We start from the raw sequence: 13,660 nt of genomic DNA, 5'->3' as shown, positions 1-13,660 counted from the left end.
TTTGACGTCGGGCAAGCCAGTCTAGCCGATAGCTAATGCAGTGTGATTCTCTGGCGATATGGATTCGCGGGAGGCGATGATGGCTGCCGATGAATTGTTTGGAGACCTGCCGGATCAGGCGAAGCCGCAAGCCGAAGCGGCGCCGCTCGGCGCGCCGCGGCTGCGTGAACCGCAACGCGACCAGATCGCGTTGCGCGCGGTGGATATCGAGAGCCTGATCGGGGAAGACCATCCGGTGCGCCTGATCTGGTCTTATGTCGAAGAGCTTGATCTGAGTGAACTGGAGAACCGGATCAAAGCCAGGGGCGACCGCCCCGGTCACCCCGCGACATCGCCGCGGCTTTTGCTGGCGCTGTGGCTCTATGCCACCAGCGAGGGCGTTGGCAGCGCACGCGCCTTGGAGCGGCTGTGCGAGAGCCACGATGCCTATCGTTGGCTGTGCGGTGGCGTGTCGGTGAACTATCACATGCTGGCGGACTTCCGGGTCGGTTGCGCCGATCTGCTGGACCGGCTGCTCAGCGAGCATCTGGCGGCGCTGGCGAAGGCTGGCCTCGTCAATCTGGAGACGCTGGCGCAGGATGGGGTGCGGGTCCGGGCCAGCGCGGGAGCCGCCTCGTTCCGGCGCGAGGCGACACTCGACCGGCACCTGGCACAGGCTGAGGCAGCGGTGGAAGATCTCAAGCGCGAGGTCGATACACGCTCGGACGCCAGCAATCAGCGCACCCGGGCGGCCAAGGAGCGAGCCGCGCGGGAGCGCCGCGCGCGCGTGAAAGCGGCGCAGACGGCGCTGGCCGAGATCAAGCAGCAGCGCAAGGAGCGCGAAGAAAAGCGCGGCAATGGCAAGAAGCCGAAGGAGCCGCGCGCATCCACGACGGACGCCGATGCACGGGTCATGAAGATGGCCGACGGCGGCTTCCGCCCAGCTTACAACGTGCAGGTAACGAGTGCGGCCGGCCAGCAGATCGTCGTTGACACCAGGATTTGCAACACCGGGTCCGACCGCGGCCTGATGCGTCCCATGCTGGAGCGGCAGCGCACGCGCCCTGGCGGTCTGCCCAAAGACCATCTCGTCGATGGCGGCTTTGGCAGCGCGGAGGACATCGAATGGGCGCATGCCGAGGGCGTCGAGGTCTTTTGTCCGCCCACTCAATCCAAGCACGGCACCGATCCGTACCTGCCGCGGCGCGGCGACGGCCCGGGGGTACTGGCCTGGCGCGCGCGAATGGCGAGCGAAGCGGGCAAGGCCCGGTACAAGCCCCGTTCGATTTGCGAGTGCATCCATGCCCGCTGGCGCAACTGGGACCTGCGGCAATTAACCGTGCGCGGCATCGAAAAGGTCCGCGCCGTCGTGCTCTGGTACGCCCTCACCAACAACATCCTGCAAGGCAACCGCCTCTGCAGTGCATAAACGAGAGCTCATCGACAAACTCAAACCCCAAAACCGCCATTTGCCCCGACGAGCAGCCGCCACCTCGCTCCAAAGCTCCGCAGCGGCCAAAAGCGTCACAAGCTCTCAGGGTGACGGAGATAGGGCCGTCATCGCGGCTTCAATCGCGCACGGACACGAACCGTCGCGATCGCTCAGCCCTGTCGCTCACCCGTCACGCGCCAGATGACGTTGCCGACATCGTCTGCGACCAGCAACGAGCCGTCGGGGCCAAGCGTGACGCCGACCGGGCGTCCGTAGGAGACCTTCTCGTCGGGCGCGAGGAACCCCGTCAGAATATCCCGCGGTGGGCCGGAGGGGCGGCCGTTCTCGAACGGCACGAAGACGACGGCGTAGCCGCTCAGCGTGCTGCGATTCCAGGAGCCGTGCTGGCCGATCACCATGCCGTCCGGAAAGCCCGGCAGCGTACCTGATGGCATCCAGCACAGGCCGAGCGAGGCGGTATGCCCGCCGAGCGCGTAATCGGGTTGAATCGCTTTGGCGACCATGGCCGGATCTTGCGGCACCCGGTCGTCCACCGTCTGTCCCCAGTAGCAATAGGGCCAGCCGTAGAAGCCGCCGTCGCGCACCGAGGTCAGATAGTCCGGAGGCGTCTCGTCGCCGAGGCCGTCGCGCTCGTTGACGACGGTCCAGAGCACGCCGGTGTTGGGCTCCCACGCCATGCCCACGGCGTTACGAAGCCCGCTGGCGAAGATGCGGCTGGTGCCGCCGGCCAGATCGAGCTCATAGATCGCGGCGCGGCCCTCCTCCACTTCCATGCCGTTCTCGGCGATGTTGCTGAGTGAGCCGACGCCGGCATAGAGCTTTTTGCCGTCCGCGCTCGGCAGCAGGCTCCGCGTCCAGTGCCCGGCGGGCTTGAACGCCACGAGCTTGCGCCCCTCGGCGGTGATGCGGTCCGCGCCCGCCACATACGGAAAGGCGACCACGCCATCGGTGTTGCCGACGTAAAAGGTGTCGCCGACCAGCGCCATGCCGAACGGCTGGCTCAGCCCTTCCATGAAAGCCCCGCGTCCTTCGGCAACGCCGTCACCATCAGGGTCGCGCAACAAGGTGATGCGGTCGGCGCTGACGCCGAGCGCCGCGGCGCGCCGCATCGTCGCCTGCATCGCATAGTGGAACACGCTCCTGGGCGGCCCCGCGATCTGCGTCGATTCAGCGACGAGCACGTCACCATTGGGCAGCACGTTGATCCAGCGCGGGTGGTCCAGATCTTTCGCAAACGCGTTGACCTTGAGCCCGGGGGCGGCGGTTGGCTTCTGCCCGTCGCTCCAGCCCTGGGCCGTCGGCATCTTGAGCGTCGGGATGGCCCCTTGCGGCTTCGCCTCCGGAATCGCCGGCGCGTTGCCCCAGGCCGGCGCAGGCGCGGATCCCTGCAGACGGCGCCACTGCAGCGCAACGGCGCCGATCAGCGCGACGATGCGCGCAAAAATGCTCGAAAAGTCCATCAAGTTCTCCAGATGATGGCGCGCACCCTATCCGACGGCAGGAACCGTTGGAACCTCGGCGTCGAGGTACGAAAGCGCCGACGCATGCCGCGCACCCGCATGGTTGCAGCGATGCAACAGTGCACGCGAGATGTCTGGAAGCCGGTAGTTATACGATCTTGGCGGTAGCAGCCGAATCGAGGAGACAGATATTGGCGCTTTGATGTCAAAGCGCTTCCTCCCTGAACCTTTAGCCCGCCGCACCGGCGGGCTTTTTTTCGAGATGCGGCTGTCCGCGTTGTCACGCGCCACGGAAGCAAGACGCCCGGCTTTTTGCCTCAATGGGGCCTGCGAAACAGCAGGCATGCGTCCCCGTAGGAATAGAACCGGTATCCACGGTCGATCGCATGCGCATAGGCCTGCTTCATCGTGTCGAGCCCGGAGAACGCCGACACCAGCATGAACAGCGTCGAGCGCGGCAAATGGAAATTGGTCAGCAAAATATCGACCGCGCGAAAGCGATAGCCGGGCGTGATGAAGATCGAGGTCTCGCCGTCGAATGGCTGAATGGCGCCGTCTTCAGTCGTGGCACTCTCCAATAGCCGCAGCGACGTGGTGCCGACAGCGATGATGCGCCCGCCTTTGGCGCGCGCAGCGTTCAAGGCGCTGGCGGTAGCGGCCGATATCGAACCCCACTCGGCATGCATCCGGTGTTCAGTGGTCTCCTCTACCTTGACCGGCAGGAAGGTCCCTGCCCCGACATGCAAGGTCAGCCGGTGCAGTTCGACGCCGCGGCCGCGCAGCGCTGCTTCAAGCTCGGGCGTGAAATGCAGCCCCGCGGTGGGCGCCGCAACCGCACCCTCATTGGCCGCGAACATGGTCTGGTAGTCGGTGGCATCCTGCTCGTCGGGCGTGCGCTTGGAGGCGATGTAGGGCGGCAGCGGCGGCGTACCGAGATCGGCGATGGCCTGATCAAGTGTCGGCCCGTGAAACGAAAACGACAGCGTGATCTCGCCCTCGTCGCCCTTGGCCTCGACCTCGGCATCGAGATGGCCGAGCAGGCAGACCTTGCCTTCATTGCCGAAGCGAACGATGTCGCCGGGCGCGAGCTTCTTCGCCGGCTTGACCAGCGCCTGCCAGCGCGAGCCGTCCAGCCGCTTGATCAGCGTCGCCTCGATCTTCGGCTCAGTCTCGCGGCCGATGCGGCGGCCCTTGAGCTGGGCAGAGATCACCTTGGTATCGTTGACGACGAGCTGGTCGCCGGGCTGCAGCCATTGCGGCAGCTCGACGACGGTGCGGTCATGCAACACGCCGTCCGTCTGCACCACGAGCATCCGCGCCGCATCGCGCGGGCTGGCGGGCCGCAGCGCGATGCTCGTGGGGGGGAGCTCGAAGTCGAAGAGATCGGTGCGCATGGCGCCGGTACGCCTCATTTTGACGTCGGGGCACGCGAAGCGTGAACCTCAGATGCGCAATCGCGCATCGGGGAATCTCGAGATTCCGGATTGCCGCGCGTCGCGCGGCCTCCGGAATGACGGGTTGAAATATTACGCCTCGTCCAGCGCCATGTGCGCCTTGACGATCTTGTCGGGGTTCTGCACCGGCTCGCCGCGCTTGATCTTGTCGACGTTCTCCATGCCTGACGTGACCTTGCCCCAGACCGTGTACTGGTTGTTGAGGAAGGAGGCGTCGTCGAAGCAGATGAAGAACTGGCTATCGCCGGAATCCGGGCTCGCGGCGCGGGCCATCGAGGTGGTGCCGCGGACATGCGGTTCCTTGTTGAACTCGGCCTTCAGCTTCTTGCCGGAACCGCCGGTGCCGGTGCCATGCGGGCAGCCGGTCTGCGCCATGAAACCTTCGATCACGCGATGGAACACGATGCCGTCGTAAAATCCCTCGCGCACCAGCTCCTTGATCCGGGCGACGTGACCCGGCGCCAAATCGGGGCGCATTTCGATCGTGACGGGCCCCTGGGTGGTTTCAAGAATCAAAGTATTTTCTGTATCAGCCATGCTCTTTTCTCTTCAGGTTTGGGTGGACGTTTGCGGGTTCTGAAAGTGACCGCGAAAGGCCGGCCGGCAACCGCACCGCCCAGTCCCTCGGTAAATGGCAACGGCGCACAGCGTTGCAATGTTTCCATGACGGCAATCCGGTACGCGATCCGGTCGTTATCGCCGGCATTTGCGGATTCATAGGTAATCCGTGGTTGACCGAGAATGGCGCCTTCGCGGTTGAAACTGACAATAACCGTGATGTCCATCGGGTTGGCGCGCGAGGCAGGCGGCGGCTGCCAGCACGAAAGCAATTTGGCGAAGACGTCCTTGATGGTGTCAAGCTGCTGCGGCTGGGCCTGCGCGTGCACCGCCGACGCAAGCCATACGAGAGCGGCGGCAAACCAGACAGATGGCTTGCTGCGCGCCGAAATCATGGCCTCACTTGACGTCGGATGCGACTTGCACCTTCACCATCTTGTCGGGATCGGCGACCGGTTCGCCGCGCTTGATCTTGTCGACCACGTCCATGCCCGACACCACTTCGCCGATCACGGTGTACTTCCCGTTCAGCGACGCGCCTTCCGCGAACATGATGAAGAATTGCGAATTGGCGGAATCGTTGCTTGCCGCGCGCGCCATCCCGACGATGCCGCGCTTGAACGGCACGTTGGAGAATTCGGCCGCCAGGTTCGGATATTTCGAACCGCCGGTGCCGTTGAAATTCTTGCCGTCGCCGGTCTGCGCCATGAATCCCTCGATCACGCGATGGAACGGCACGTTGTTGTAGTAACCCTCGCGCGCCAGGAGCTTGATGCGCTCGGCATGCTGGGGCGCCAGATCGGTCCGCAGCTTGATCACGATGCGGCCCTTGGTGGTGTCGATCACGATCGCATTCGCCTTGTCGAGATTGGCGGGCAGCGGCTGGGCGATCGCAGGAACCGCACAGACGAGCGCGGCGACGAGTGCGAGAATGCGGATCATGAAAACTCCGGATCAAGAGGTCGGGTCGAGGAGCGCCGACGGGGCGGCTAGCTGGTGAATTTGGCCTTGAGCTGGGCTGCGACCGATGACGGCACGAAAGCGGAGAAATCCCCGCCCATCTGGGCGATTTGGCGCACCAGTGTGGCCGTGATCGGGCGGACCGCCGGGGAGGCCGGAACGAATACCGTATGCACTTCGGGCGCCATGGTCTCGTTCATGCCGGCGAGCTGCATCTCGTAGTCGAGGTCGGTGCCGTCACGCAGTCCGCGAATCATGATGGTCGCGCCCGCCTTCTGGGCCGCTGTGACAGTAAGATTGTCATAAGTCGCGCACTCAAAGGCACAGCCAGCCTTCTGGGCGATGGGTCCGCATACTTCCTGAAGCATAGCCAGGCGCTCTTCGATCGAGAACAGCGGCTTTTTACTGGAATGGACCGCCACCGCGACGATCAGGCGGTCGCACAGGGTGACGGCGTGCCTCACCACGTCCAGATGGCCGTTGGTGACGGGATCGAATGAGCCGGGATAGAGCGCGATACGGGGCATGGGTCCCTCCTACCCCGCCCCGGGCGGTCCGGCAAGCCGGACCCGGTTCCTCCCTGGACCGGTTTTTTTCGGATCGGCCAATGAACCAGTCCCGGGCCCCGGGCGTCTCCCCGGGGCGGGCCGGCAATGTTTCGTCCGCCAATGGACGACGAAACAAAACTCGGGCCCGACGAAACCATTTTCGGAGTTGGCGAAGACGGCCGGAAACTTGCGCTGGCTACAAGTCCATCCAACGAAGCGACGGGGCCGCCAAGGCCCACGACAGGGGACCGTCATGATCAAGGCTTTTTCCGCAATCGCTGCTGCTGCGTTCATTGCGGCTGCGCTGACCGTATTGCCCGGCTTTGCCCCCCAGGTCGAAGCCAGTGTGCCGCAGGCGCTCGCCAAGGGTGATCGCCTGGATATCCGTACCGTCGGCAAGGATTGCTCGCAGCAGGCCTGGCCGAATTTCGAGGCGTCCTGCCTCCGTACCGCCGGCTCCAAGTCGATGGTGAAGGAAGCGCGCCTGGTTACCGCTGATCGTACGCCGTAAGGGCGTCCACCTTTTCAGTTGCTGCCAGATTGCTCTGGTTTGAGGTCCTCGGGATGCCCCCCGAGGACCTCTTCGATTTCGGCGGCGCCGTCCACGGCGACAATCGGAACCCCATGGCAATTTGCGGCGTCTCGTCGCACACTGGTATTTGATCGCGCCCCTCGGCTGATCCGGCGGACGCGATGTCAATGGGGGTGCCAGTGACCAGTACGCCAGTTGCAACTGCCGGCCATTCCTCTCAACTCCCCGCAGCAGCCACGCTTGGCGCCCTTGGCGTCGTCTATGGCGACATCGGTACCAGCCCCCTCTACGCCCTGAAGGAAGCGGCGAAGGCCGCCACCCATGGCGGGCCGCTGACACCGGACGCCGTCCTCGGCGTGGTGTCGCTGATCCTGTGGGCGCTGATCCTGATCATCTCGATCAAATACGCGCTTTTGATTCTGCGCGCGGACAACCGCGGCGAAGGCGGCATCGTCGCGCTGCTGGCATTGCTCCACGCGCGCCATGCGCCGGCCGGAACGTGGCGCGCGAAGCTGCTGGTGGTGGGCCTCATCGGCGCCGCCCTGCTCTATGGTGACGGCGCGATTACGCCGGCGATCTCGGTGCTGAGCGCCATCGAAGGCCTGAAGGTCGACGCGCCCGTGCTCGCGCCCGCCGTGGTGCCGGCCACGGTCGTGATCCTGATCGGGCTGTTCGTCATGCAGAGGCAAGGCACCAGCTTTATCGGCCGGATATTCGGTCCCGTGATGGTCGGCTGGTTCGCCGTGCTCGCCGCGCTCGGCATCCACGGCATCGTGATGGCGCCCGGCGTGCTCGCCGCCGTCAGCCCGCTCTATGCCTTCGATTTCCTGATCCACCAGAACTTCCACGTCAGCTTTGCCATTATCGGCGCCGCATTTCTGGCCGTGACCGGCGGCGAGGCCATGTACGCCGACATGGGCCATTTCGGACGATTTCCAATCCGGCTCGCCTGGTTCGCGGTGGCGCTGCCCGCGCTGGTGCTGAACTATTTTGGGCAGGCGGCGCTGCTGATTACCGACCCTTCCGCGCTTGAAAATCCGTTCTACCAGCTCGCGCCCGATTGGGTGCACTACCCGCTGGTCGCGTTCGCCACCCTCGCCACCGTGATCGCCTCGCAGGCCATCATCTCGGGCGTGTTTTCCCTGACACAGCAGTCGATCCAGCTCGGTTTCCTGCCGCGCATGCATATCGAGCACACCACCAGCGACGCGATCGGCCAGATCTACGTGCCGCTGGTGAATTGGCTGCTGGCGGCGGCGACGTTGGGAGCCGTGCTGCACTTCGGCTCTTCGGAAGCCCTCGCCGGCGCCTACGGCATCGCCGTGTCGCTATTGATGGCCATCACCACACTGCTGGCGGCGCTGGTGGCGATCCAGTGGGGCTATTCGCCGTTCATCGTGATCGCGGTCAACGGATTCTTCTTTGCCATCGACTGCGTCTTCTTTGCCGCCAATTCCGTCAAGCTGTTCGAGGGCGGCTGGTTTCCGCTGCTGCTCGCAGCGATCATCGCCTTCGTGATGCTGACCTGGCGCAGCGGCGTCAAACTGGTGGAGCGTGCACGCGGAAACCTGCGCCAGCCGGAAGAGGATCTGATCGAGACCGCCGTCAACCGCTGCCACGCGCGGCTCTCCGGCACCGCCGTGTTCATGGCGTCCTCACCCACGGGGGTGCCGCTGGCGCTGACGCAATTCGTCAAGCACAATCACGTGCTGCATCAGCGCGTGCTGCTGGTGACCGTGCTGATCGAGGAGGCCCCGCGCATCTCCGACGAGGACCGCGCCGAGATCGTCGAGATCATCCCGGGCATCACCCGCGTCATCCTGCATTACGGCTTCATGCAATATCCGACGCTCTACGAGGGGCTGATCCTCGCCTGCAAGCAAGGCAAGCTGCCGGGCATCGACCTCAGCGACATTACCTATTACATCGGCCGCGAGACCATCATTCCGCGCGAGGATATCCCGGGCATGTGGGTGTGGCGGGAAGCCCTGTTTGCGTTCCTGCAACGAAACGCGGAGCGCTCGGCGGCCTTCTTCGGCGTGCCGACCAAGCAGGTGGTGGAGTTCGGCACGGAGATCGAGATCTAGGTCGCATACTCATTAATTTTGTTGCCGCAGAGAAAACCCGGCCATGAGCTATTCCTGCCTTGCGACTTTCGTCAAAGAGCGTCGGTAGTGCATAGCAACAACGCCGTTGCGGAGCGGCTTCGCCGAAACCAATTCGAGCTGTCGCGCGCTCGGCAAGCCGCTCTCGTACAGAGTGGGGCCGTGGCCGACGATCCTGGGGTGAACGAGGAACTTGTACTCGTCGATCAAATCCAGCCGATCCAGCTCAGCCGCGAGCTTGCCGCTACCGAGGAGCACGCCCGCCGGGGTCGCACCCTTGAGATTCTGCACGCCTGTTCGCAGGTCACCGGCGATGTGGTGGCTATTGTTCCACGGAAAGTCGTTTCGCGTTGACGACACCACGTACTTCGGCTTGGCATCCAGCTTAACCGCCCACTCGCGCATCGGCGGCGGTACCTCTGCTTCGCCGCGGGCGACCGCTGGCCAGTAGCCCTCCATCATCTCGTACGTGACGCGGCCCCACAGCATCGCCCCGCTCTCGTCCATGAGGCGAGTGAAGAAGGCGTGTGTCTCGTTGTCGGCGATTCCTTCTTGGTGGTCGACACAGCCGTCTAAGGTGACGTTGGTGCTGAAGATCAGTAGTCCCATGCGACAAGCATACAATCTTCCGATACCGTAGTCACGCGGTTCAGCTGTGGCTGTTGCGGGCAGCAGAACAGCTACTCTAGTCGCGCGCTCGCAATAGGCGAGTTGTTCGCTTGTGAATTAGAAGACGGACCTGCGCTCGCAGCTCCGGCCAAAGCATGCGGAAGACGCAGCCGGCCGCGCGGGCGCAAAGCGCCATGCCCGGTTGCCATGGACGGCGTCCCGGCCGATGATGCACAAAACGGATCAGAGCAATCGAAAGGGAGAAAAATGCGCGGACGTCGTGTGCTGATGGAATCGTTCGTGTCGCACGGCGTGCGCCATATCTTCGGCAATCCCGGCACAACAGAGACGCCGCTGCTCGACAGCTTGCCGGCATTTCCGCAAATCGAATACATCATGGCGCTGCATGAAGGCGTCGCTGTCAGCGCCGCCAGCTTCTATGCGCAGGCGTCGGGACGCGTCACCGTCGCCAACCTGCACGTCGCTCCCGGCCTTGGCAACGGCATCGGTTCGCTCTACGGCGCGCTGAAAGCAAATTCGCCCGTGGTCGTAACTGCCGGTCAGCAAGACACGCGAATGCGGCTCAAAAATCCGCTGCTCGGCCATGACCTCGTTGCGATAGCAGCGCCAGTGACCAAGTGGAGCGTGCAGATCGAGCGTGCCGACGAAATCGCACCGATCATGCGGCGTGCGTTCAAGGTAGCGACTGACGCGCCACAGGGCCCGGTGTTCGTATCGCTGCCGATCGACGTCATGGAACAGGAAACCGCAGTCGATGCGTCGACGCCGGATAATCTGTGGCGATCGACGCGACCCGATCCGGCCGGCGTGGAAGCGCTGGCCACGCTGCTTCTGAAGTCGAAGAAGCCGGCCATCATCGCCGGCGACGACGTTGCAAGATCGGGCGGCGAACAGGCGCTGGTGGCTCTGGCGGAAACAATCGGAGCAACCGTGTGGTTCGAAGGGCTGCGGCATCACGCGCCCTTCCCGACCAGCCATCCGAGCTACCGTCAGTCGCTCCCCGGCGACGCCCGGCAGGTGCGAAAGGCGCTCGGCGATACCGATCTCGTGCTGCTCATCGGCGGTCCCTTCTTCGAGGACATCTGGTTTGCGCCGGGTGGCCACATTGCCGACGGCGTGTCCCTGCTGCAGATCGAAGCTTCTGCCGAACGTCTCGCACTCAACAACCGGCTCGATGCCGGCATCGTCGGCGACATCGCCGTCAGCCTCCGTGCATTGACGGAAGCGCTACGCGCAAAGGCGGGCGCGGACTTCAAACAGGCCACGCAAATCCGCAATGCCTCGTTGGCCGAATTGCAGGCGAAAGAGAAAGAGGCCTATCGCGCGCGCGTCGAGAAGAGCTGGAACCGCCAGCCCAACTCGATGCCGCGCGTCACCGCGGAACTTCGCCGCGGGCTACCCGACAATGTTGTCATCGTCGATGAAAGCATTACGGCCAGCCTCGATCTTGCGCGCGCCTTCGACTATCGCGGCTTCGGCGATTATTTCGGCGGTCGTGGTGGCGGCATCGGCCAGGGCCTTCCCGGCGCGATCGGCGTCAAGGTCGCAATGCCGGACCGACCGGTCGTCGCCGTCTCCGGCGACGGCTCTGCGATGTATGCGATCCAGGCGCTGTGGACTGCCGCGCACCACAAGCTTGCGATCGTGTTCGTGGTGCTTGCGAACCACGAGTACCGCATCCTCAAACACAACGTGGATGTCTGGCGTCAGAATTTCGAAGCCGGCACCCAGCATCCCTATCAAAACATGGATATCACCGGCCCCGCGCTCGACTTCGTGCGCCTCGCAGCCGGCATGGGCGTCGAAGCTGTCCGGGTTGAGAAGGCCGAAGACATCGCCGGCACCGTAGCAAAGGCCGTTGCGGCGGACCGTCCGTATCTCGTCGAGATTGCCATCGAAGGCAAGCGCTAGCCGCGCTGAAGCTTCGCTTGCCGGGCTTTCGGAATGGCAGGCTGCATGGGTGACGGCCGCCACGCGTTTGAGGGACGACGCGATCGGACGCGACCACCGCGAGCCTCAACGGCGCCCGCCCCTCGCGCTTGACAAGTTTGCACATGTAAATGTTATGGCCTTGCATTTTTGAAAAGGAACCGCCGTGGCCAGCACCATGTTCGACAGCGTCCTCTATCGCGACGTGTTCTCCACCCCGGCCATGCGGGCGGCATGTTCCGATGAAGCCCTCCTCAAGGCCTATGTGCAGGCGGAAGTGGCGCTTGCCGTGGCCCAGGGCGAAACCGGCGTCATTCCGCGCGAGGCGGCCGAGGTGATCGCGCAAAAGGCACCGGAGATTGCACTCGACAGCGCGCAATTGAAACACGACACCGAGAATGTCGGCTATCCCATCGTCGGCCTGGTGCGCCAGCTCTCCGAGCGGCTCGGCGAAGCCGGCCGCTACGTGCATTGGGGGGCGACCACCCAGGACGTCATGGACACGGCGACCGTGCTGCAACTGCGCGAAGCGGTTAAGCTGATCGACACCCAGCTTACCGAGGTCATGGCCACGCTCGCCGATATCGCCCGCCTCCATCGCGATACGCCGATGGCAGGGCGAACCCATCTGCAGCAGGCCCTGCCGATCACGTTCGGGCACAAGGCTGCGATCTGGCTCTCGGCGCTGCAGCGCTCGGCCGAGCGGCTCGAACAAGCCAAGCCTCGTGCCCTGCAGGCGCAGCTTGGCGGCGCCGTGGGGACGCTGGCCTCGCTCGGCGACCGCGGCCTCGTCGTGCGCGCCGCCTACGCCCGCGCGCTCGGTCTCACCGAGCCTGACATTACCTGGCATGTCGCGCGCGACGGGCTGGTCGAAATGGTCCAGACGCTTGCCGTGATCTGCGGCGCGCTCGGCAAGATCGGCTATGACGTCATGATCCTGATGGCGACCGAGATCGGCGAGGTGTTCGAACCGTTCTCCTCGCACCGCGGCGCATCTTCGACCATGCCGCAGAAGCGCAATCCAATCTCGTCGGAAATTCTGCTGGCCAACGCAAAAATCTCGCGCGACGCCGCTTCGCTGATGCTCGACGCCATGGTGCAGGATCTCGAGCGCGCCACCGGCCCGTGGCATGCCGAATGGATGGCGTTGCCGCAGGTCTGTCTACTGACGGCGGGCTCGCTCGCGCAGGCGCAATTCATGCTCTCCGGCCTGATCGTCGATCAGGCGGCAATGAAGCGAAACCTCGATTCCACGCGCGGCCTAATCGTGGCCGAAGCGGTCATGATGGGGCTCGCGCCCGCGCTTGGCCGGCAGCTTGCGCATGACGAGGTCTACGCCGCCTGCCGCGATGCCTTCACGCGCCGTGAGCCGCTGCTCGACGCGTTGCTGCGGCGGCCGGCGATCGCATCCGCCCTGCCCCACGATCAACTCGCCGCCTTGTGCGAGCCATCGAACTATCTCGGAACGGCCGGGGCGATGGTGGACCGTGTGCTCGCGCGTCACATCAAACGATAAGCAAAAACAATCAAAACCTGGGAGGATCGGTCACGAACTCTTGACGGCCGCGAGTTGCTTTTGGTCTGGCGGGCGCACTCTGCATGCCGACGCCCGCCTTCGGGAGCACCTCTGACCGATCGAGTTTTCTCTCGCGCCGACCGCTCAGTTGAGCCTCGTCCCAGCCGTCCGCCGGGTCAAATCCGCAACAGCGCCGCCCGACTTTCTTGCGGCGACATGCCGCCTGGCAAGCGCTGTCGCCTCGGCCCGTTGAACCCGTATTCGAAGGTCATAAAGTTCAGCAATCAGCTTGGCCATTTCATCAGCGCTTTGCAGCAAAGCCTGAAGACGACGAAAACTAATCATATCCGTCACTCACACAAACTACGATAAATTCAGCACATTATGAGCAAATGCACTACGAGAAGGGATTTTCCAAGCCGGAGGAATACTGTTCGACGAAAGGAGAATGCAACAAGCCGACGCGCGAAAGACCGCAAGGCTTGCGACCGGCGAGGCTGAACGGCACGCGAGCGCGTTCCACGTACAGCACCATT

At 64.1% G+C, this 13,660-nt stretch carries 14 protein-coding genes; 5 read left to right on the top strand and 9 right to left on the bottom strand.

Going from position 1 to position 13,660, the window contains the following annotated elements:
- The first annotated feature begins 76 nt into the window (after window positions 1-76).
- Window positions 77-1,408, top strand: a complete 1,332-nt coding sequence (locus V1283_RS15300; protein WP_334387296.1) for an IS1182 family transposase — start codon at window positions 77-79, stop codon at window positions 1,406-1,408.
- A 173-nt stretch (window positions 1,409-1,581) separates the two neighbouring features.
- Here the strand turns inward: V1283_RS15300 and V1283_RS15295 are convergent, their stop codons facing one another.
- The 6 genes from V1283_RS15295 to coaD all read right to left on the bottom strand — a co-directional run bounded on the left by V1283_RS15295 (window position 1,582) and on the right by coaD (window position 6,391).
- Complete coding sequence (locus V1283_RS15295; protein ID WP_334387295.1) at window positions 1,582-2,892, bottom strand: PQQ-dependent sugar dehydrogenase; 1,311 nt, start codon at window positions 2,890-2,892, stop codon at window positions 1,582-1,584.
- A gap of 317 nt (window positions 2,893-3,209) precedes the next feature.
- Window positions 3,210-4,286 carry a tRNA preQ1(34) S-adenosylmethionine ribosyltransferase-isomerase QueA gene (gene queA, locus V1283_RS15290; protein ID WP_334387294.1) on the bottom strand — a complete coding sequence of 359 codons (1,077 nt, stop codon included), beginning with the start codon at window positions 4,284-4,286 and terminating at the stop codon, window positions 3,210-3,212.
- A 132-nt stretch (window positions 4,287-4,418) separates the two neighbouring features.
- Window positions 4,419-4,883 (bottom strand): peptidylprolyl isomerase, encoded by a 465-nt coding sequence (locus V1283_RS15285; protein WP_334387293.1) that lies wholly within the window; start codon window positions 4,881-4,883, stop codon window positions 4,419-4,421.
- Complete coding sequence (locus tag V1283_RS15280; protein ID WP_442895749.1) at window positions 4,859-5,299, bottom strand: hypothetical protein; 441 nt, start codon at window positions 5,297-5,299, stop codon at window positions 4,859-4,861. Before V1283_RS15280 ends, V1283_RS15285 begins: the two co-directional genes overlap by 25 nt.
- 4 nt (window positions 5,300-5,303) lie before the next feature.
- Window positions 5,304-5,846 carry a peptidylprolyl isomerase gene (locus V1283_RS15275; protein ID WP_334387292.1) on the bottom strand — a complete coding sequence of 181 codons (543 nt, stop codon included), beginning with the start codon at window positions 5,844-5,846 and terminating at the stop codon, window positions 5,304-5,306.
- 47 nt (window positions 5,847-5,893) lie between these two features.
- Window positions 5,894-6,391 (bottom strand): pantetheine-phosphate adenylyltransferase, encoded by a 498-nt coding sequence (gene coaD, locus V1283_RS15270; RefSeq protein WP_334387291.1) that lies wholly within the window; start codon window positions 6,389-6,391, stop codon window positions 5,894-5,896.
- Between the two features lie 274 nt (window positions 6,392-6,665).
- On the opposite strand from coaD, the gene V1283_RS15265 reads away from it, so the two are divergent.
- The gene (locus V1283_RS15265) at window positions 6,666-6,923 is read left to right on the top strand and encodes a hypothetical protein (protein ID WP_334387290.1); all 258 of its coding nucleotides are present in this window, start codon (window positions 6,666-6,668) and stop codon (window positions 6,921-6,923) included.
- A 188-nt stretch (window positions 6,924-7,111) separates the two neighbouring features.
- Complete coding sequence (locus V1283_RS15260; protein WP_442895748.1) at window positions 7,112-9,031, top strand: potassium transporter Kup; 1,920 nt, start codon at window positions 7,112-7,114, stop codon at window positions 9,029-9,031.
- Between the two features lie 48 nt (window positions 9,032-9,079).
- Here the strand turns inward: V1283_RS15260 and V1283_RS15255 are convergent, their stop codons facing one another.
- The gene (locus V1283_RS15255; RefSeq protein ID WP_334387288.1) at window positions 9,080-9,658 is read right to left on the bottom strand and encodes a dihydrofolate reductase family protein; all 579 of its coding nucleotides are present in this window, start codon (window positions 9,656-9,658) and stop codon (window positions 9,080-9,082) included.
- A gap of 267 nt (window positions 9,659-9,925) precedes the next feature.
- Here V1283_RS15255 and V1283_RS15250 point away from each other — a divergent pair, with 267 nt between their 5' ends.
- Together V1283_RS15250 and pcaB are read left to right on the top strand one after the other, a co-directional pair.
- Window positions 9,926-11,590 carry a thiamine pyrophosphate-binding protein gene (locus V1283_RS15250; protein WP_334387287.1) on the top strand — a complete coding sequence of 555 codons (1,665 nt, stop codon included), beginning with the start codon at window positions 9,926-9,928 and terminating at the stop codon, window positions 11,588-11,590.
- Between the two features lie 196 nt (window positions 11,591-11,786).
- On the top strand, window positions 11,787-13,124 hold the full coding sequence (gene pcaB / locus V1283_RS15245; protein WP_334393075.1) for a 3-carboxy-cis,cis-muconate cycloisomerase: 1,338 nt from the start codon (window positions 11,787-11,789) through the stop codon (window positions 13,122-13,124).
- A 144-nt stretch (window positions 13,125-13,268) separates the two neighbouring features.
- Here the strand turns inward: pcaB and V1283_RS15240 are convergent, their stop codons facing one another.
- Both V1283_RS15240 and V1283_RS15235 read right to left on the bottom strand, forming a co-directional pair.
- The gene (locus V1283_RS15240; RefSeq protein ID WP_334387286.1) at window positions 13,269-13,469 is read right to left on the bottom strand and encodes a hypothetical protein; all 201 of its coding nucleotides are present in this window, start codon (window positions 13,467-13,469) and stop codon (window positions 13,269-13,271) included.
- Between the two features lie 52 nt (window positions 13,470-13,521).
- The gene (locus tag V1283_RS15235; RefSeq protein ID WP_334387285.1) at window positions 13,522-13,659 is read right to left on the bottom strand and encodes a hypothetical protein; all 138 of its coding nucleotides are present in this window, start codon (window positions 13,657-13,659) and stop codon (window positions 13,522-13,524) included.
- Window position 13,660: the final 1 nt, after the last annotated feature.

The organism is Bradyrhizobium sp. AZCC 2262 (assembly GCF_036924535.1).
Lineage (GTDB): Bacteria > Pseudomonadota > Alphaproteobacteria > Rhizobiales > Xanthobacteraceae > Bradyrhizobium.
This window is presented reverse-complemented; position numbering and strand designations above follow the sequence as displayed.